Annotated in this window: 15 protein-coding genes; 8 read left to right on the top strand and 7 right to left on the bottom strand. The window is 66.6% G+C overall.

The features are described 5' to 3' along the window. Positions 1-14 precede the first annotated feature (14 nt). Positions 15-1,514 carry a flavin-containing monooxygenase gene (locus ACKI1H_RS02915; RefSeq protein WP_440467627.1) on the top strand — a complete coding sequence of 500 codons (1,500 nt, stop codon included), beginning with the start codon at positions 15-17 and terminating at the stop codon, positions 1,512-1,514. A gap of 153 nt (positions 1,515-1,667) precedes the next feature. Next, positions 1,668-2,270, top strand: a complete 603-nt coding sequence (locus tag ACKI1H_RS02910) for a nitroreductase family protein (RefSeq protein WP_440467626.1) — start codon at positions 1,668-1,670, stop codon at positions 2,268-2,270. A gap of 133 nt (positions 2,271-2,403) precedes the next feature. On the opposite strand, the gene ACKI1H_RS02905 is transcribed toward ACKI1H_RS02910, so the two are convergent. Then, a complete protein-coding gene (locus tag ACKI1H_RS02905) occupies positions 2,404-3,303 on the bottom strand; it encodes a LysR family transcriptional regulator (RefSeq protein WP_440467625.1) in 900 nt (299 codons plus the stop codon). A 104-nt stretch (positions 3,304-3,407) separates the two neighbouring features. On the opposite strand from ACKI1H_RS02905, the gene ACKI1H_RS02900 reads away from it, so the two are divergent. Beyond that, a complete protein-coding gene (locus tag ACKI1H_RS02900; RefSeq protein ID WP_440467624.1) occupies positions 3,408-4,643 on the top strand; it encodes a 3-hydroxyacyl-CoA dehydrogenase NAD-binding domain-containing protein in 1,236 nt (411 codons plus the stop codon). Positions 4,644-4,645: 2 nt separating this feature from the next. Then, positions 4,646-6,436: an acyl-CoA dehydrogenase C-terminal domain-containing protein gene (locus ACKI1H_RS02895; protein ID WP_440467623.1), complete on the top strand. Its 1,791-nt coding sequence runs from the start codon at positions 4,646-4,648 to the stop codon at positions 6,434-6,436. A gap of 241 nt (positions 6,437-6,677) precedes the next feature. Here ACKI1H_RS02895 and ACKI1H_RS02890 read toward each other — a convergent pair whose 3' ends face one another. The 3 genes from ACKI1H_RS02890 to ACKI1H_RS02880 are packed head-to-tail and all read right to left on the bottom strand — an operon-like array spanning position 6,678 to position 9,297. After that, positions 6,678-7,190: a dihydrofolate reductase gene (locus ACKI1H_RS02890; protein WP_138524318.1), complete on the bottom strand. Its 513-nt coding sequence runs from the start codon at positions 7,188-7,190 to the stop codon at positions 6,678-6,680. A gap of 20 nt (positions 7,191-7,210) precedes the next feature. Next, complete coding sequence (locus tag ACKI1H_RS02885; protein ID WP_440467622.1) at positions 7,211-8,278, bottom strand: hypothetical protein; 1,068 nt, start codon at positions 8,276-8,278, stop codon at positions 7,211-7,213. Next, complete coding sequence (locus tag ACKI1H_RS02880; protein WP_440467621.1) at positions 8,275-9,297, bottom strand: hypothetical protein; 1,023 nt, start codon at positions 9,295-9,297, stop codon at positions 8,275-8,277. The genes ACKI1H_RS02885 and ACKI1H_RS02880 overlap by 4 nt, the downstream gene beginning before the upstream one ends. 179 nt (positions 9,298-9,476) lie before the next feature. Between ACKI1H_RS02880 and ACKI1H_RS02875 the strand changes: the two genes are divergently transcribed. Both ACKI1H_RS02875 and ACKI1H_RS02870 read left to right on the top strand, forming a co-directional pair. Next, on the top strand, positions 9,477-10,853 hold the full coding sequence (locus ACKI1H_RS02875) for a DUF2868 domain-containing protein (protein WP_440467620.1): 1,377 nt from the start codon (positions 9,477-9,479) through the stop codon (positions 10,851-10,853). Further along, positions 10,846-12,219 carry a GTPase/DUF3482 domain-containing protein gene (locus ACKI1H_RS02870; protein WP_440467619.1) on the top strand — a complete coding sequence of 458 codons (1,374 nt, stop codon included), beginning with the start codon at positions 10,846-10,848 and terminating at the stop codon, positions 12,217-12,219. Before ACKI1H_RS02875 ends, ACKI1H_RS02870 begins: the two co-directional genes overlap by 8 nt. An 85-nt stretch (positions 12,220-12,304) precedes the next feature. On the opposite strand, the gene ACKI1H_RS02865 is transcribed toward ACKI1H_RS02870, so the two are convergent. Together ACKI1H_RS02865 and ACKI1H_RS02860 are read right to left on the bottom strand one after the other, a co-directional pair. Beyond that, positions 12,305-12,772: a metallophosphoesterase family protein gene (locus ACKI1H_RS02865; RefSeq protein WP_440467618.1), complete on the bottom strand. Its 468-nt coding sequence runs from the start codon at positions 12,770-12,772 to the stop codon at positions 12,305-12,307. Between the two features lie 48 nt (positions 12,773-12,820). Beyond that, entirely contained in the window at positions 12,821-14,212 is a 1,392-nt protein-coding gene (locus ACKI1H_RS02860; RefSeq protein WP_138524306.1) for a nucleobase:cation symporter-2 family protein, read from the bottom strand. A gap of 269 nt (positions 14,213-14,481) precedes the next feature. Between ACKI1H_RS02860 and ACKI1H_RS02855 the strand changes: the two genes are divergently transcribed. Next, positions 14,482-14,937 (top strand): pilin, encoded by a 456-nt coding sequence (locus ACKI1H_RS02855; RefSeq protein ID WP_440467617.1) that lies wholly within the window; start codon positions 14,482-14,484, stop codon positions 14,935-14,937. Positions 14,938-15,003: 66 nt separating this feature from the next. Here ACKI1H_RS02855 and ilvD read toward each other — a convergent pair whose 3' ends face one another. After that, positions 15,004-16,842 (bottom strand): dihydroxy-acid dehydratase, encoded by a 1,839-nt coding sequence (ilvD, locus tag ACKI1H_RS02850; RefSeq protein ID WP_440467616.1) that lies wholly within the window; start codon positions 16,840-16,842, stop codon positions 15,004-15,006. A gap of 365 nt (positions 16,843-17,207) precedes the next feature. Here ilvD and ACKI1H_RS02845 point away from each other — a divergent pair, with 365 nt between their 5' ends. Continuing rightward, complete coding sequence (locus tag ACKI1H_RS02845) at positions 17,208-17,522, top strand: hypothetical protein (protein ID WP_440467615.1); 315 nt, start codon at positions 17,208-17,210, stop codon at positions 17,520-17,522. Positions 17,523-17,578: the final 56 nt, after the last annotated feature.

The following is a 17,578-nucleotide window of genomic DNA, read 5'->3' as shown; positions in this document are numbered from 1 at the left end:
CGAGGAGCCCTCGCATGTCCGTCGAGCACCTGGATGTACTGATCATCGGCGCCGGCCTGTCCGGCATCGGCGCCGCCTGTCACCTGCAGAAGCAGTGCCCCGGCAAGTCCTACGCCATCCTCGAAGGCCGCGAGGCCATGGGGGGCACCTGGGACCTGTTCCGCTACCCGGGCATCCGCTCCGATTCGGACATGTACACCCTGGGCTACAACTTCAAGCCCTGGACCGATCCCAAGGCCATCGCCGACGGCCCGTCGATTCTCAACTACATCCGCGAGACCGCCCGCGAGTACCGCGTCGAGGACAAGGTGCGTTATCGCCACCGCGTACTCAAGGCCGACTGGGACAGCGCGAGTGCGCGCTGGAACCTGGTCGTGCAGCGCGGTGACGAGGCGGAGCCGGTGCGCATGAGTGCGCAGTTCCTCTTCATGTGCACCGGCTACTACCGCTATGACGCCGGTTACACCCCGGACTTCCCCGGCCGCGAAAGCTTTGCCGGGCAGGTCATCCACCCGCAACTGTGGCCGGAGAACTTCGACTACAGCGGCAAGCGCATCGTGGTGATCGGCAGCGGCGCCACCGCCGTCACGCTGATCCCCTCGCTGACCGACAAGGCCGCCCACGTCACCATGCTGCAGCGTTCGCCGTCCTACGTGATCACCCTGCCGGCGAAGGACCCGATCTCCAACTTCCTGCGCCACTTCCTGCCGGAGAAGTGGGTGTACCGCCAGGCGCGTGCCCGCAACGTGACCATGCAGATGATCTTCTTCATGGCCTCCAAGGCGTTCCCCGGTGCGGTGCGCAAACTCATGCTCAAGCTCGCCAACCTGCAGCTGGGCAAGGATTTCGACATGCGCCACTTCAGCCCACGCTACAAGCCGTGGGATGAACGTGTGTGCTGCGTGCCCGACGGCGACCTGTTCAAGGCGCTGCGCCAGGGGCGCGCCTCGGTGGTCACCGACCACATCGAGCGCTTCACCGAGAAAGGCATCCTGCTCAAGTCCGGGCAGCTGCTGGAAGCGGACGTGATCGTCACCGCCACCGGGCTGGACCTGGTGATGTTCGGCGGCGCCGAACTGGCCATCGACGGCAAACCCTTCGAGGTCACCCAGAGCATGGGCTATCGCGGCATCATGCTGCGCGACCTGCCCAACCTCGCGGCCATCGTCGGCTACACCAACGCCAGCTGGACGCTCAAGGCGGACCTGTCCAGCGAGTACTTCTGCCGCCTGATCAACCACCTCGATGCCGTCGGCATGCGCCAGTGCACGCCGCGCCAGACCGATGGATCGGTGAAGGAAGAGCCCTTCCTCAACCTCAACTCCGGCTATATCCAGCGCGCCGCCGACCGCATGCCCAAGCAGGGCGACCGCACGCCGTGGAAGCTCTACCAGAACTACGCGCTGGACCTTGCGCTGCTGCGCTTCGGCAAGGTCGAGGATGGCTACCTGAGCTTCACCTCGCCCAAGCAGCGCCAGGCCACGTCGGCACCCGTCGAAGCGCTGGAAAGCTGATCGCTTGTGGTGCCCGCCGGTTCACGGCGGGCAGCTCAGGCTGCGATTCATCAGCTAATCGCATAGACATTATCGATACGCTGCTCTGCAATGCGCCTGCCTCTCGGCTTACCATGCGCGCCATTCCCGCCCATGCCAGCCAGAGGATTTTCCATGCTGATCGAAGACGCCATCCGCAGCCGCCGTTCCATTCGGGGTTTCGACACTTCCTACGTGATGAGCCGTGAAGAGAAGGACGACCTGCTGCAACAGGCGCTGCTCGCTCCCACCTCGTTCAACCTGCAGCACGTGCGCCTGGTGGAAGTCAGCGACCCGCAGCTGCGCGCGCAGATCCGCGAAGCCGGCTGGGACCAGGTGCAGATGACCGACGCGTCGATGCTGGTGATCGTCTGCGCGCAGGTCGACAGCTGGGAGCAGAATGCCGAGCGTGTCTGGGACGACGCGCCGGTCGAAGTGAAGAACTACATGGTCGGTGCCATCGACGGCTACTACAGAGGCAAACCGCAGACCCAGCGTGACGAAGCCATGCGCAGCAGCGGCCTGGTCGCCCAGACCTTGATGCTCGCGGCCCGCGGCCGCGGCCTGGACAGCGTCCCCATGGTCGGCTTCGACTTCGACGCCGTGGGCAAGCTGATCAACCTGCCGGCCAACCATGCCATCGGCCTGATGATCGCCGTGGGCAAGCAGGCGGTGGAAGCCAAGCCGCGCATCGGCCGGCTGCCGCTGGAAGAAACGATCATCCGCGACCGCTTCTGATCCCACGAAACGCGCCTCCGGGCGCGTTTTTTTGCTCTTCGTAGGATGGGTGGAGCGGAGCGATACCCATGCTGTCTGCGTACAGGGCGATGGGTATCGCTTCGCTCCACGCCATCCTACGTCGTGCGTCCTGTTACTCGGGAGCGGAGTCCACTATGCGTTCGATCAACCACTGCAACGCCGCATCCCGCTCGCGCTGGGCGAGATAGACCAGCTCCAGGTGGAACTGCCTCACGTCGAACGGCAGCTCCAGCACCTGCAACGGCAGCAGCTGCGCGAAATGCTCCGCCAGCCGGGTTGGTAGCACCGCCAGCAACTCCGTGGTTGCCACCAGATGCGCCGCCTGCAGGTAGTTCGGCGTGGTGTAGGCGATCTGCCGTTTCAGCCCCTGGCTGGCCAGCCACTGGTCGACCATGCCCTTGGTCTGCCCGCCGGAAACCCACAGGTGCCGCTGGCCGAGGAAGGTCTCCAGGTCGATTGCACCGTGCACCTGCGGATGCCCGCGCCGGGCCAGCAGGCGCAGCGTCTCGCTCGCCCACGGCCGGCGCTGGAAGCGCACCGGCAGCTCCTCGAAACGGCCCAGCACCAGGTCAAGATTGCCCTTGTCCAGCGCCTCCGCCGGCAGCGTGGGTGTCAGGTGCTGAATGGAGAGGCTCATGCCGGGCGCCGTGCTGCCCAGACTTTCGAGCAGGTGCGGCATGCACAGCGCTTCCACATAGTCGGTCAGCGCCATCGTGAAGCGCTGGCGGCTGCGCGCCGGGTCGAAGGTATCGCCGCCGGCCAGGCTCTGGCCGATGCGCTGCAGGGCGTCGCGGATCGGCGCTTCCAGCTCCAGCGCCCGTGGCGTCGGCTGCATCGCCCGGCCCACGCGCACCAACAGCGGGTCATCGAGCAGTTCGCGCAGGCGGTTCAGTGCATTGCTCACCGCCGGCTGGCTCAACGACAAGCGCTCCGCCGCGCGCGAGACGTTGCGCTCGCGCAGCAGCGCGTCCAGCACCCGCAGCAGGTTGAGGTCGAAGGTATTCATATTCATCGGCTGAATGCCACTTATCACAACTCAAAATTTCAAAAATAGTACCGCCTTCCCTAAGGTGAGTGGTCTTCAAACGATCGTTTCAGGCTGACAAGAGGAACAACATGAGCCAGAACATCCGCATCGCCAGCGCCGCCGTCATCGGCGCTGGCACCATGGGCCGGGGTATTGCCATGTGCCTGGCGAACGCCGGCGTGCAGGTCCTGTGGCTGGACAACAACCCGCAGATGCTCACCCAGGCCCTCGGCGCCGTGGCTGACACCTACGCCCACAACGTGCGCCAGGGGCGTATCGACGAGGCCGAAGCCGCCCGTCGCCGTGCGCGCATCTCCCAGGTGGCGAACTACGCGGCGATCCGCGAGGTGGACCTGGTGATCGAGGCGGTGTACGAGAACCTCGAGCTCAAGCAGTCGATCTTCCGCGAGCTGGATGCGGCGCTGAAACCCTCGGCAATCCTGGCCTCCAACACTTCCTACCTGGACGTCGACGCGATTGCCGCAGTGACCTCGCGGCCGTCCCAGGTGCTCGGCCTGCACTTCTTCAGCCCGGCGCACATCATGAAGCTGCTGGAGATCGTGCGTGGTGCGAAGACCGCTCCCGCCGTGCTCGAAGCAGCCCTGGAACTGGGCGAGCGCATGGGCAAGGTCAGTGTGGTGGCCGGCAACTGCCACGGCTTCATCGGCAACCGCATGCTGGAGAAATACGTCCAGGAATCGCGCCGGCTGATCCTCGAAGGCTCGCTGCCGCACCAGGTGGACGCGGCGATCCAGGGCTTCGGCTTCGCCATGGGGCCGTTCCGCATGTTCGACGTGGTCGGTATCGACCTCGAATGGCGTGCCCGCGAGCTGGCCGGCAAGGGCCAGGACGCGCCGACCGTACAGGTGGACAACCGCCTGTGCGAGATGGGCCGCTTCGGCCAGAAGAGTGGCAACGGCTTCTACCACTACGAGCCGGGCAGCCGCCAGGCCGAGCACGACCCGGAAGTCGATGCTCTGGTGCTGCGCGAATCCGAACGCCTGGGTTGCTCCCGCCGCGACATCGGCGTCGAAGAAATCCTCGAGCGCTGCCTGCTGGCGCTGGTCAACGAAGGCGCGAAGATTCTCGACGAAGGCATCGCCTCCACCAGCGCCGACATCGACACCGTTTACCTCAATGGTTATGGCTTCCCGAAGGACAAGTCCGGCCCAATGGCCTGGGCCGATGCCCAGGGCCTGCAGAGCGTGCTGGCGCGCCTGCGTGACCTGGCCGGCGAGCACGGCGCGCACTGGCAGCCGGCTGCGCTGATCGAGCGCCTGGCCGCCGCCAATGGCCGCTTCGCCGACGTCAAACAGGAGCATTGAACATGAGTTACCAGGCACCCCTGCGCGACATGCGCTTCGTCCTCCACGAACTGTTCGATGTCAGCGCTCACTGCGAGTTGCTGGGCAACGGCCTCGACCGCGAGCTGATCGACGGCGTGCTGGAAGAAGGCGCACGCTACACCGGCGAGGTGGTGGCGCCGCTGAACCGCAACAGCGACGAGCAGGGCGCGACCTTGCTCAATGGCGAAGTCACCACGCCCGATGGCTTCCGTGAGGCCTACCGGCAGTACTGCGACAACGGCTGGGCGAGCATGACCGGGCCGACCGAGTTTGGCGGCCAGGGCTTCCCGCAGATGGTTTCCGCCAGCTTCCATGAAATGCTGATGGCCGCCTCGCTGTCCTTCCGCGTCTATTCCGGCCTGACCGAAGGCGCGGTGCTGGCGCTGTACAAGCACGGCGCCCCGGAGTTGCAGCGCGACTACCTGGCCAAGATGGTCAGCGGCGTGTGGAGCGGCACCATGTGCCTCACCGAGTCGCAGGCCGGCACCGACCTCGCCCTGCTGCGTACCCGCGCCGAACCCCAGGCGGACGGCAGCTACAGCATCAGTGGCAGCAAGATCTTCATCAGCGGTGGTGAGCAGGACCTGTCCGAGAACATCGTCCACCTGGTGCTGGCGCGCCTGCCGGATGCGCCGGCCGGGGTGAAGGGCATCAGCCTGTTCCTCGTGCCGAAACTCATCGCCAATGCCGACGGCACGCCTGGCGCGCGCAACTCGCTGAGCTGCGGCGCCATCGAGCACAAGATGGGCATCAAGGGTGCGTCCACCTGCGTGATGAACTTCGACGGCGCCACCGGCTGGCTGATCGGCCAGGCCAACCAGGGCCTGGCCTGCATGTTCACCATGATGAACGACGCGCGCTTCCAGGTCGGCCTGCAGGGCCTGGGTATCGCCGAGCGTTCCTGCCAGGGGGCGTTGGCCTATGCTCGCGAGCGCCTGCAATCGCGCGCGCTGACCGGTGCGGCCGAGCCGTCGAAAGCTGCCGACCCGATCATCGTCCACCCGGACGTTCGCCGGATGCTGCTGACCCAGAAGACACTCACCGAAGGTTGCCGGATGGTGTCGGCGCTGTGCGCCCGCGAGCTGGACCTGGAGCACGGCCACCCCGAGGCCGACGCGCGCAAGGCCGCGAGCAAGCGCGCGGCGCTGCTGATTCCCCTCGTGAAGTCGTTCTTCACCGACGTCGGCCAGGAGGTATCCAGCCTCGGCGTACAGGTCTACGGCGGCCACGGCTACATCCGCGAGTGGGGCATGGAGCAACTGATGCGCGACAGCCGCATCACCCAGATCTATGAAGGCACCAACGGTATCCAGGCGCTCGACCTGATCCGCCGCAAGCTACTGGGCGACGGCGGTGCGGAGCTGAACGCGCTGATCGCCGAACTGGCGGCTGTCTGCGAAACCGTGGCGGCCCGCGCCGAATTGGCGGGGCTCGCGGAAACTGTGCGCCAACGCCTGCTGGAGTGGCGCAGCCTGACCGCCGAAGTGATCGCCGCCTGCCAGCGTGATCCGCAGGAAATCGGCGCCACCTCGGTGGACTTCCTGCAGTACTGCTCCTACGTGCTGCTGGCGGGCTTGTGGGTGCAGGCCGCGGGCGTGGCCCAGGCGAAACTGGCGGCCGGCGCGGGCGACGCGGACTTCTACCGCGCCAAGCTCGCCAGCGCCGAGTTCTACGTCAAGCGCATCCTGCCGCGCGCCAGCATGCACCGCGAGTCCCTGCTGGGCGGCGCGGATTGCCTGATGGGGCTGGACGCGGAGCACTTTGCGTTCTGATGGCTTGAGGTAAAGAAAAACGCCGCGCCGGGGGACCGGGGCGGCGTTTTTGTCTTGGGTTCCGAGTTGGCGTTCCCTCTCCCTAACCCCCTCCCTGAAGGGAGAGGGGATATCCGAGCGAGGCGAACTTGCTTACGTCACCGGCGAGCACAGTGTGTTCATTTCGCTCCGAACCGCTCCCTCTCCCTTTGGAGCGGGGCGCGCAGCCAGGGCTGGGGAGAGGGGCTCTCGCTCTGAAATCTCAAGCCCGCTCCCAAACCTCGAACGCATAGGCCGGCGTCTCGCCTTCGGCGTCATGCTCGATGCTCGACGCCAGGTGCCAATGCGCTTCATCCACCTCGGGGAAGTGCGCGTCGCCCGTCGGGGCCAGGCCTACGCGGGTCAGGTAGAGGCGGTCGGCTCGGCCCAGGGCTTCACCGTAGAGTTGCGCGCCACCGATCAGCATCAGCTCGTCGGCTTCCTCTTCCTTGGCCCACTGCTCGGCGCGCTCCAGCGCAGCGTCGAGGCTGGTGAAGACTTCCGCGCCTTCGAGCTTCAGCCCGGCCTGGCGGGTGACCACGATGTTCAGCCGGCCCGGCAGCGGGCGGCCCAGCGAATCCCAGGTCTTGCGGCCCATGATCACCGGCTTGCCCAGGGTCATCGCCTTGAAGTGCTTGAGGTCCTGCGGCAGGTGCCAGGGCAGGCGGTTGTCGACGCCGATCACGCGGTTGTCGGCAAGGGCGGCGATCATCGCCAGGGGCAGGGCTTCGGACATCGTGACTCCAGTGCTGAACATCAGTGGGAACTCCCATTGCCAGAGGATACCAGTCGCTCGCCCTCGGCGGGGCCGGCGGTGGGCGGAACGCGCATGAAGAAGGTGCCGTCTTCGTTGACCTGGGTGATGCCGGTGGAGAGCACCTTGCGATAGTCCTTGAGGTTGAAGGCCAGCGTCTGGTCCGGGCGTTCGGCCTTGAGCAGCACCTGGGAGTAGGTGATGAGAATCTCGAAGATCTTCAGGTCCCCCGACTGCAGCCAGATGTACGACTGCCCGGCCTGGCGCGGTGGCTCGAAGGCCAACGAAGCGGCTCCGGGTTTGGGCGCGAACTTCAGGTGCAGGCCCTTGGCGTCCAGCCAGCTGGATTCCACCCGGCCATCGATGCCCACCAGCGGGAAGACCTGGTGGTAGTTCAGGTGCATCACGTTGTCCTGCAGCACCGCACCGGGGCGCTCAAGCGTCACCAGCGAATCCAGGCGCAGGCCCACCAGGCTCATGGCGCCGTAGCTGGGCACGCCGAGCACTTTCACGCTGTCTGGCTGGTAGTCGAGGTTGTCGCCGTCGAGCTTCACCGTGCCGGAGAGCCGCAGCGGCAGCCAGGGCCCGACGCCCAGCGGCTGCACCTCACCGGCCACCAGCAGGCGGTCGCCCTCGATGCTCAGCTTGAAGTCGCGCAGCATGGTCTGCGGGTAGGCGAGGATATGCTGGTTGAACAGGTTGGCCAGCTGCTCGGGGCTGAGGATCACCTCGCCCTCGGAGACGTTGATGCGCATGTCCTGCGGGCGGTCGAAGTCGATCGGCTCGCCGGCCTTGAGTGGCACCAGCCAGCCCTTGAGCTGCGGGCTGTGGAAGCCGATGTTGTCCTGGAAGTACATGTCCACGTTGTTCAGCAGGATGCCCACACCGTCCTGGCCGGAATCGCGCAGGCCTCCGGGGCGACTGGCCTTGAAGTCCGCCGCTGGCGGCGTCTGCTGGAACCAGCCCTGGCGCAGCACGCCCAGTTCGCGTTGCTGCTTGTCGATGGCGCTCTCGGCGACGGCCTGACCGGTCAGCGCGAGGCAGAGCAGGGAAGCGAGGAGGGTTCTCATAGGGCTTTCTCCTCCGGGGCGGGTGCCTTCACCGGCGAGACGGCGATGTGCACCATGCCGTCCTCGCGCAGGCGGATTTCGCCGTATTGCAGCTGGCGGCGGTAGTCATAGAGGTTGAACAGCAGGGGCGCGTCGGGACTCAGGCTGGTGAACAGCGCGTAAGCCTTCACCAGGATGGTCCGCGCCATCTTGATGTCGCCGCCCTCGATGAACATGTAGCTCTGCGGCGCCTTCAACTGCGGCCATTTCAGCTCAGCCAGGTCGCTGCCCAGCAGCAGGTCCATGCCGCCGTTGGCGAGCTTCAGGCTGCTCACGGTGAAGTCCAGGCGCGGCGGCGGGAACAGGCCGTCGAGGTCGACGAGAATGCGGTTGCCGATCAGCTGCATATGCGCGGTGTGCAGTTGCAGCACCTCGGACATCTCGATGGAGGCAGCGGTCAGCGAGGGCGTGACGTCCACGTTGTCGACGAAGATTCGCTGCGGCACCAGCGCCACCTTCAGCGGCCCGGCCTGCTCGATCCCGGTGACCATCCGCAGCGGTCGCCAGCGCCCCTTGCGTAGCAGTTCGCCGTGGACTTCCTGGCCGTTGGCGCGGGTGCTGAGCTTCAGATTGCGTACCGGCGCATTGGCGTTGCGCAGCTCCTCGTTGAGCAGGCTGGCGAGGGTGGCGTCGGCGACGAAGATGTCCCCGGCCTGGATGCGCGCGACCATGGACTTCGGGTCGTCGAGCATCAACGGCGTACCGCTGCCTGCCACCGGGCTCATCTGGATCAGCATCTTGCGGATGAAGAAGCCGATGTCGTCGTGCAGGCGGAAGTCGGTCTGGCTGATCCACAGTTGCGAGGTGTTGCTGGCGGACTGCCGGGCGCTGACGTCGGCGCCCAGCACGCGCGGCGGCACCGCTTGCATCAGCGGGGTGTCCGGGCCCCAGTCGGAAGGCCGCACCGGGGGAGTTTCCACCGCCGTCGCGCTAGCGGCGGCGAACAGCAGGGGCAAGGCACTGAGCAGCGAGCGCAGCATGGCGAGGCCTCATTGTTGTTTTTATAGGGGCAGTGCTATCGGCTGAGTCTGAGCCCGCCCGCGCCCGGCGAGAGCCCTTCCTTGGTTTGGTTGACGATACCGGGTGTTACCGGCGGCGCCGGGACGCCACGGCGAGCAGCGGTTATCCTTGCTGGCGAATACCGATTGTCGGAGAACCCGTGAGCGAGTCCGCCCTCCAATCCCTGTGGCTGTGCGAGGCCGTGCGCCTGCGCGAGGAACAGGTCGGTCCCCTGGAAGACAGCGAGGCCAATCGCCGCGCCATCGTTGGCGGTGGCGACCTCGCGCAGCGCCTGCAGCATCGCGCCCTGCTGCTGGCTGAGCGCGATGGCCAGCGTGCCGCCTTGCGCACCTGGAGCCAGGGCGCGCGCCTGTCGATCTACCTGCTGCTGGCGCTGGCGCTGTTCACCGGCGGTGGCCTGGCCTTCGCCGCGCTGGGCGACGGGCAGCGCCCGGTCAACGTCTTCTGGGCCCTGGCCAGCCTGCTTGGCCTGCACCTGATTACCCTGATCGGCTGGGCCCTGGCCTTCTTTGCCGGCGGCGAGGCGGCTGGTGCCCTGGGCCGCCTGTGGTTGTGGCTGAGCGGCAAGCTCGCCCGCGATGCCCACGCCGCGCAGCTGGCGCCGGCGCTGCTGGTGCTGCTGGACCGGCAGAAGCTCACGCGCTGGGCGCTCGGCCTGCTGGTCCATGGCCTGTGGTTTGTTGCACTCACGACCGCGCTGGGCGTGATGCTGGCGCTGTTGGCGACGCGGCGCTATGGCTTCGTCTGGGAAACCACCATCCTCGGCGGCGACACTTTCATCGCGCTGACCCACGGCCTCGGCGCGTTGCCCTCGCTGCTCGGCTTCCCGCAGCCGGATTCGGAGCTGGTGCGCGCCAGCGGCGATGCCCTGGTGGCCAGTGAGAATGCGCGACACGCCTGGGCCGGCTGGCTGGTAGGCATCCTGCTGGTCTATGGCGTGCTGTTGCGCGGCGCGCTCTGGCTGCTCTGCCTGTGGCAGTGGAAGCGTGGGCGTGCGCAGTTGGCGCTGGATGTCTCGCTGCCCGGCTACGCCTTGCTGCGCGAACGGCTGATGCCGGCCAGCGAGCGCCTGGGTGTCAGCGATGCCGCGCCGGACGAACTGATCGAACCGCAGGCGCAGGTGCCGGCGTCCGCTGCCGATGGCGCGTTGCTGGTCTCCATCGAGCTGCTGGACCGGCCCAACTGGCCGCCAAAGCTGCCGGACAGCATCGCCAATGCCGGCGACCTCGACGATGGCGCGCAACGCCGCCGCTTGTTGGAACAGCTCACCCGCTACCCGCCGGCGCGCCTGGTGATCGCCTGCGACCCGCGCCGCTCACCGGACCGCGGCACCCTGGCGCTGATTGCCGAGCTTTCTCGCTGCGCGGCCTCGACCCGCGTCTGGCTGTTGCAGGCTCCGGCCGGTGAAGCCCTGGACGCCGAGCGCCTGGGCGACTGGCACGCCGGCATCGACCGGCTGCAACTGCCGCACACCTCGGCATCACCGCTGGGCTGGCTGGAGACCGGGCATGACTGATGCGCTGAAACTGGCCGTGGTCGGCCATACCAACGTCGGCAAGACCTCCCTGCTGCGCACCCTGACACGCGATGTCGGCTTTGGTGAAGTCTCCCATCGCCCCAGCACCACGCGACATGTGGAAGGCGCGCGGTTGTCGGTGGACGGCGAGCCGTTGCTGGAGCTTTACGACACTCCCGGCCTGGAGGACGCCATCGCCCTGCGCGATTTTCTCGACGGTCTGGAGCGCCCCGGCGAACGCCTGGATGGCCCGGAGAAGCTGCGCCGCTTCCTCGACGGCAGCGAGGCTCGCGGCCGATTCGAGCAGGAAGCCAAGGTGCTGCGCCAGTTGCTCGCGTCCGATGCTGGCCTCTACGTGATCGATGCCCGCGAACCGGTGCTGGCCAAGTACCGCGATGAACTGGCCGTACTCGCCGCCTGTGCGCGTCCGCTGCTGCCGGTGCTGAACTTCGTCGCCAGCCCGCAGCACCGCGAGGAGCAGTGGCGCGAGGCACTGTCCCGTCTTGGTCTGCACGCGCTGGTGCGTTTCGACAGCGTGGCGCCGCCGCTGGATGGCGAGCGGCGCCTGTACGAAAGCCTGGCTCTGCTGCTGGAGCGTGCACGCCCGCAACTGGATCGGCTGGTCGCCGATCACGAGGCCCAGGTCGTGGCTCGCCGCGAGGCTGGGGCACGACTGATCGCCGAACTGCTGGTGGATGTCGCCGCCTGCCGCCAACTGGTTCCCGCCGGTGATGCGGCCGTGCGTGCCGCCACCGAGACGCTGCGCAATCAGGTGCGCAAGCGCGAAGACACCTGCGTGAAGGCGCTGCTCAGTCTCTATGCCTTCCGCAAGGACGATGTCCGTGCGGCCGACCTGCCGTTGCTGGACGGGCGCTGGGGCGACGATCTGTTCAACCCGGAGACCCTGCGCCAACTGGGCATTCGCCTGGGGGGCGGAGTGGCGGCCGGCGCGGCGGCGGGGGCGGGGATCGACCTGCTGGTCGGCGGCCTGACCCTCGGCGCGGCCACCGCGCTGGGCGCCATCGCTGGCGGCGCCTGGCAGACCGTCGGCCATTACGGCCAGCGCCTGCTGGGCAAGCTCAAGGGCAGCCGCGAGCTTTCGGTGGATGACAGCGTGCTGCGCTTGCTGGCGCTGCGGCAGCGGCAACTGCTGGCGGCCTTGCAGACGCGCGGGCATGCGGCGGTGGAGGCGATCCAGGTGCAATCGCCCGAAGACAAGCAGTGGCGGGAGGGCAAGCTGCCCGAGGCGCTGCGCAAGGCGCGGGCGCATCCGGAGTGGTCGAGCCTCAATGGTCGCCGACGCAGCGAAAAAACCGAGCGGCAGGAAGCAGTGGCGCAGTTGGCGATCCAGTTGCTCGAACCGTAGGCACGGTGCGGCGGCGGTTCGCGAGCAAGCTCGCTCCTACAGGGGCGCCGCTCTTTTGTAGGCGCGAGCTTGCTCGCGAACGCTCTCAGACGAGCGAAACCATCTCCACCCTTGGCTGCCCGTCGACAATATCCAGAATCGCCAACGCAATGGGCAGCTTGAACCGCCGCGGCCCCGCGCTTCCTGGATTCAGATACAGCACCCCGTTGCGAACCTCGTTCAGCGGCTTGTGCGAATGCCCTGCCAGCACCACGTCGATGCCCTCGGCTGCGGGATCGATGGCCAACTGCTTGAGATCGTGGATCAGATAGAGCCGAAGCCCACCCAGCTCCAGCAGCAGCGTTTCCGGCAGCGCGGTGGCCCAGTCTTCGGTGTCGTTGTTGCCGCGCACCACCTCCAGCGGCGCCAGTTCGCGGAGCGAGTCGAGGAGCGAGGCGGGGCCGATATCGCCCAGGTGCAGGATGCGTTTGCAGCCTTGCAGGGCCGACAGTGCTTCGGGGCGTAGCAGGCCGTGGGTGTCGGCGATGACGCCGATGCGCAGGGAAGTGGTCATCAGGGGAGCATAAACGACGACGCCACCCGAAGGTGGCGTCGTGGCGGCTCAGCCGTTGTGCGAGGCCTTGGCGGCGTCGGACTCGGGCAGGAACCAGTTCAGCAGCAGGGCGCAGATGCCGCCGGTGGCGACGCCGGATTCCAGCACGTTGCGGATCGCGTGGGGCATGTGCGCGAGGAACTCCGGCACCTGGGAGATGCCCAGGCCCAGCGCGAGGCTGACGGCGATGATCAGCAGTGCTCGGCGGTCCAGGTGAGTACCGGCGAGGATGTTGATGCCCGAGGCGGCGACCGCGCCGAACATCACCATCACCGCGCCGCCGAGCACCGGTTCCGGCACGGCCTGGATCACCCCGGCGACGCTGGGGAACAGGCCCAGCACGATCAGCATCGCGGCGATCCACAGGCCGACATGGCGGCTGGCGACGCCGGTCAGCTGGATCACGCCGTTGTTCTGCGCGAACACCGAGCTGGGGAAGGTGTTGAACAGGCCGGCCAGCAGCGAGTTGGCGCCGTTCACCAGGACGCCGCCCTTGATGCGCTGCATCCACAGCGGGCCTTCCACCGGCTGTTTGGAAATCTTGCTGGTGGCGGTGACGTCGCCGATGGCTTCCAGCGAGGTCACCAGGTAGATCACCAGCATCGGGATGAACAGGCTCCAGGAGAAGCCCAGGCCGAAGTGCAGCGGCACCGGGACCTGGAAAGCCGGCGCCTCGTGCATGCCGGTGAAGTCCAGGCGGCCCAGGTAGCCGGCCAGGGCGTAGCCCACGGCCAGGGCGATGACGATGGCGCCGCTGCGCATCCATACCACCGGGATGCGGTTGAGGATGACGATGATCGCCAGCACCAGGCCCGACAGCATCAGGTTCTCGCCGTTGGCGAAGGTGCCGTTGGCCATGGCGGAGAAGCCGCCGCCCATGCTGATCAGGCCGACCTTGATCAGGGTGAGACCGATCATCAGCACCACGATGCCGGTGACCAGTGGGGTGATCAGACGCTTCACGAAGGGCAGGATGCGCGACACGCCCATCTCCACGAAGGAGCCGGCCATGACCACGCCGAAGATCGCCGCCATCACCGCTTCCACCGGGGTGCCGTTCTTCACCATCAGCGCACCGCCGGCGATCAGCGGGCCGACGAAGTTGAAGCTGGTGCCCTGGACGATCAGGAGGCCCGCGCCGAACGGCCCGAAGCGCTTGCACTGGACGAAGGTGGCGATGCCGGAGATCACCAGCGACATCGACACGATGAGGTTGGTGTCGCGCGGCGACACGCCCAGCGCCTGGCAGATCAGCAGGCCGGGGGTGACGATCGGCACGATGATCGCCAGCAGGTGCTGCAGCGCCGCGAGCAGGGCGATCGGCAGGGCGGGGCGGTCTTCCAGGCCATAGACCAGGTCGGGCTGGTCCTTGGCGGCGGACGGGTTCTCGAGGGAGCTCATGGGCGGCGGTCCGGGAAAAAAGAGCGCGATTTTACTGGCCCAAGGCGGGATCGCACAGTGCCATGAGGCAAGGAGGGATGAATGGGGAAGCCCGAGTTCCTACGACGCCTCTGTGCAGCGGCACTCGGGATGCTTTCGGCCTGGAAAAAACTGCCGAATTTTCAACAGGGTGCGCGGACGCGTCTGAGTGTGCGGGCCCGCTGGCGTGGCTTCACTGGAATGCATCCGGAGCCATTCGCGCTTCCGGCTCAATCCAGAAGGATACGAAGATGCGCAAACAGCAGGGCTTTACCTTGATCGAGTTGATGATCGTGGTGGCGATCATCGGGATTCTGGCTTCGGTTTCCTTGCCACTGTATTCGGATTACTCGTCGCGCTCGAAGGCGGCAGCGGCGATGGCGGAACTGTCCGCCGTGAAAACGTCTGTGGGGCTTTGCGTGACGGAAACGGGAAAGTCGGATGAGTGTGATAAGGGGGCATATGGCATTCCCGCAACTGTCGCGACTGATAACGTCATTTCCTATGACGTCACGAAAGGGATTGTCAAAACAACGATTAGTGCGACCAATGCAGCTGGCAACAATCTCGAAATGACGATGACTCCGGAAATCAAGCCGGGTGCTGCCAATATCACTTGGAAAGTGGAGGGTTCGATCTGCGATGCCGACCGTGGAATCAAGCCGGGGACCGGCGGTTGCGCCAAGTCCGCTGCGAAGGAGGGCTGATACTCAGCCTTCAGCGCGTACAAAAAAGCCCGGCATTCGCCGGGCTTTTTCACGTCACCACCAGACTCAACCGTCCAGCAGCGACTTGTCGCGTACCGCGCCCTTGTCGGCGCTGGTGGCCAGCAGGGCGTAGGCTTTCAGCGCGGTGCTCACCTTGCGCGCGCGCGGCTGAGCCGGCTTCCAGCCCTTCTTGTCCTGTTCGGCGCGGCGGGTGGCCAGTTCTTCATCGCTCACCAGCAGGTTGATGCTGCGGTTGGGGATGTCGATCAGCACCTTGTCGCCGTCCTGCACCAGGCCGATGGCGCCGCCTGCGGCCGCTTCCGGCGAGGCGTGGCCGATGGACAGGCCCGAGGTACCGCCGGAGAAGCGGCCGTCGGTGAGCAGGGCGCAGTCCTTGCCCAGGCCCTTGGACTTCAGGTAGCTGGTCGGGTACAGCATTTCCTGCATGCCCGGGCCGCCTTTCGGGCCTTCGTAGCGGATGATCACGATGTCGCCCGGCTTCACTTCGTCGGCGAGGATGCCCTTCACGGCGCCGTCCTGGCTTTCGAAGATCTTCGCGCGGCCTTCGAACACGTGGATGGATTCGTCCACGCCAGCGGTCTTAACCACGCAGCCGTCGAGGGCGATGTTGCCGTACAGCACGGCCAGACCGCCTTCCTGGGAGTAGGCGTGCTCGACACTGCGGATGCAGCCTTCGGCGCGGTCATCGTCCAGGGTGTCCCAGCGGGTGCTCTGGCTGAACGCCACCTGGGTCGGGATGCCGGCGGGGCCGGCCTTGAAGAAGGTGTGGACCTTCTCGTCCTGGGTCTGGGTGATGTCCCACTCGGCGATGGCGTCGGCCATGCTCGGGCTGTGCACGGTCGGCACGTCGGTGTGCAGCAGGCCGCCACGGGCCAGCTCGCCGAGGATGGAGAAGATGCCACCGGCGCGGTGCACGTCTTCCATGTGGTACTTCTGGATGTTCGGCGCCACCTTGCACAGCTGCGGCACCTTGCGCGACAGGCGATCGATGTCGCGCAGGTCGAAGGCGATCTCCGCCTCCTGGGCGGCGGCCAGCAGGTGCAGGATGGTGTTGGTCGAACCGCCCATGGCGATGTCCAGGGTCATGGCGTTCTCGAACGCCTTGAAGCTGGCGACATTGCGCGGCAGCACGGACTCGTCGCCTTCGCCGTAGTAGCGCTGGCACAGCTCCACCGCCAGGCGGCCGGCGCGCAGGAACAGTTGTTCGCGGTCGGAGTGGGTCGCCAGGGTGGAACCGTTGCCCGGCAGCGACAGGCCCAGAGCCTCGGTCAGGCAGTTCATCGAGTTGGCGGTGAACATGCCGGAGCAGGAGCCGCAGGTCGGGCACGCGCTGCGTTCGTATTCGGCGACTTTCTCGTCGGAGCAGGAGTCGTCGGCGGCGACCACCATGGCATCCACCAGGTCCAGGCCGTGGTTGGCCAGCTTGGTCTTGCCGGCTTCCATCGGGCCGCCGGAGACGAACACCACCGGGATGTTCAGGCGCAGGGCGGCCATCAGCATGCCGGGGGTGATCTTGTCGCAGTTGGAGATGCAGACGATGGCGTCGGCGCAGTGGGCGTTGACCATGTATTCCACGGAGTCGGCGATGATCTCGCGCGACGGCAGGGAATAGAGCATGCCGTCATGGCCCATGGCGATGCCGTCGTCCACGGCGATGGTGTTGAATTCCTTGGCCACGCCGCCGTGTTTTTCGATCTCGCGGGCGACCAGCTGGCCCAGGTCCTTCAGGTGTACGTGGCCGGGCACGAACTGGGTGAAGGAGTTGGCGATGGCGATGATCGGCTTCTTGAAGTCTTCGTCCTTCATCCCGGTGGCACGCCAGAGGGCGCGGGCGCCGGCCATGTTGCGGCCGTGGGTGGAGGTTTTCGAGCGGTAATCGGGCATGACAGGTTCCTGCGCATCAGGTCGCGGTGGGAGTCGATCCGGGTCTTCTGTGCGGCGGCGTACAGCGGGTAGGGCTGGCCGGCGAGACCTTGAGCAAACTCTAAGTCGTATCGTGAGCGCGGTACGCACCGGATGCAAACAGCAGATGGCCTTGCATGGGCGAGGTCGGCGCGGGGCTTGGCGGGGTCACCGCCTGCTCGGCCGGGGCTCACAGGCCCGCCGGGGGATAAATGGCAGGAATGAGCCGGATTCTACGCCGGCCCTTGCCGCCAGGGAAAGGCTGGCGGTCGGCACAAGCCATAGACTTTCGCCGTCCCGGCGTGGTCAGAATGGCCATCGACGCTTTTCGGTACTGGAGCAACCCTATGAAAGTCATCCCCATCGCCCTGCTGGCCGCAGCCTTCGCCGGTAGCGTGCAGGCCTCGTCCGACGCTGCCTGGCAGGCGCAGGACAAGCTACAGCGTGAAGCCTGCCTGGCGCTGAGCCATCTGCAGAACAAGAAGGTGCTGGGCGCGCCGGTGCTGTTCGACGACAGCGTGGGCTACACGGCGCTGATGATCGGCGGGCGCTACCCGCAGAAGCACATGCAGGGCAAACAGGGCCGCGAGCTGTGCCTGTTCCAGCGCAGCACCGGCAAGGCGGTGATCAGCGAGGCGGATTCGCTGATGCCGATGAAGTGAGGTGTCATTGCCGCCCGTAGGGCGCATAACGCCTCAAGCGTTATCCGCCATCCGCC

It is taken from the genome of Pseudomonas sp. YH-1 (assembly GCF_051990045.1).
In the GTDB taxonomy this organism is placed as follows: Bacteria; Pseudomonadota; Gammaproteobacteria; order Pseudomonadales; family Pseudomonadaceae; genus Pseudomonas; species Pseudomonas nicosulfuronedens.
This window is presented reverse-complemented; position numbering and strand designations above follow the sequence as displayed.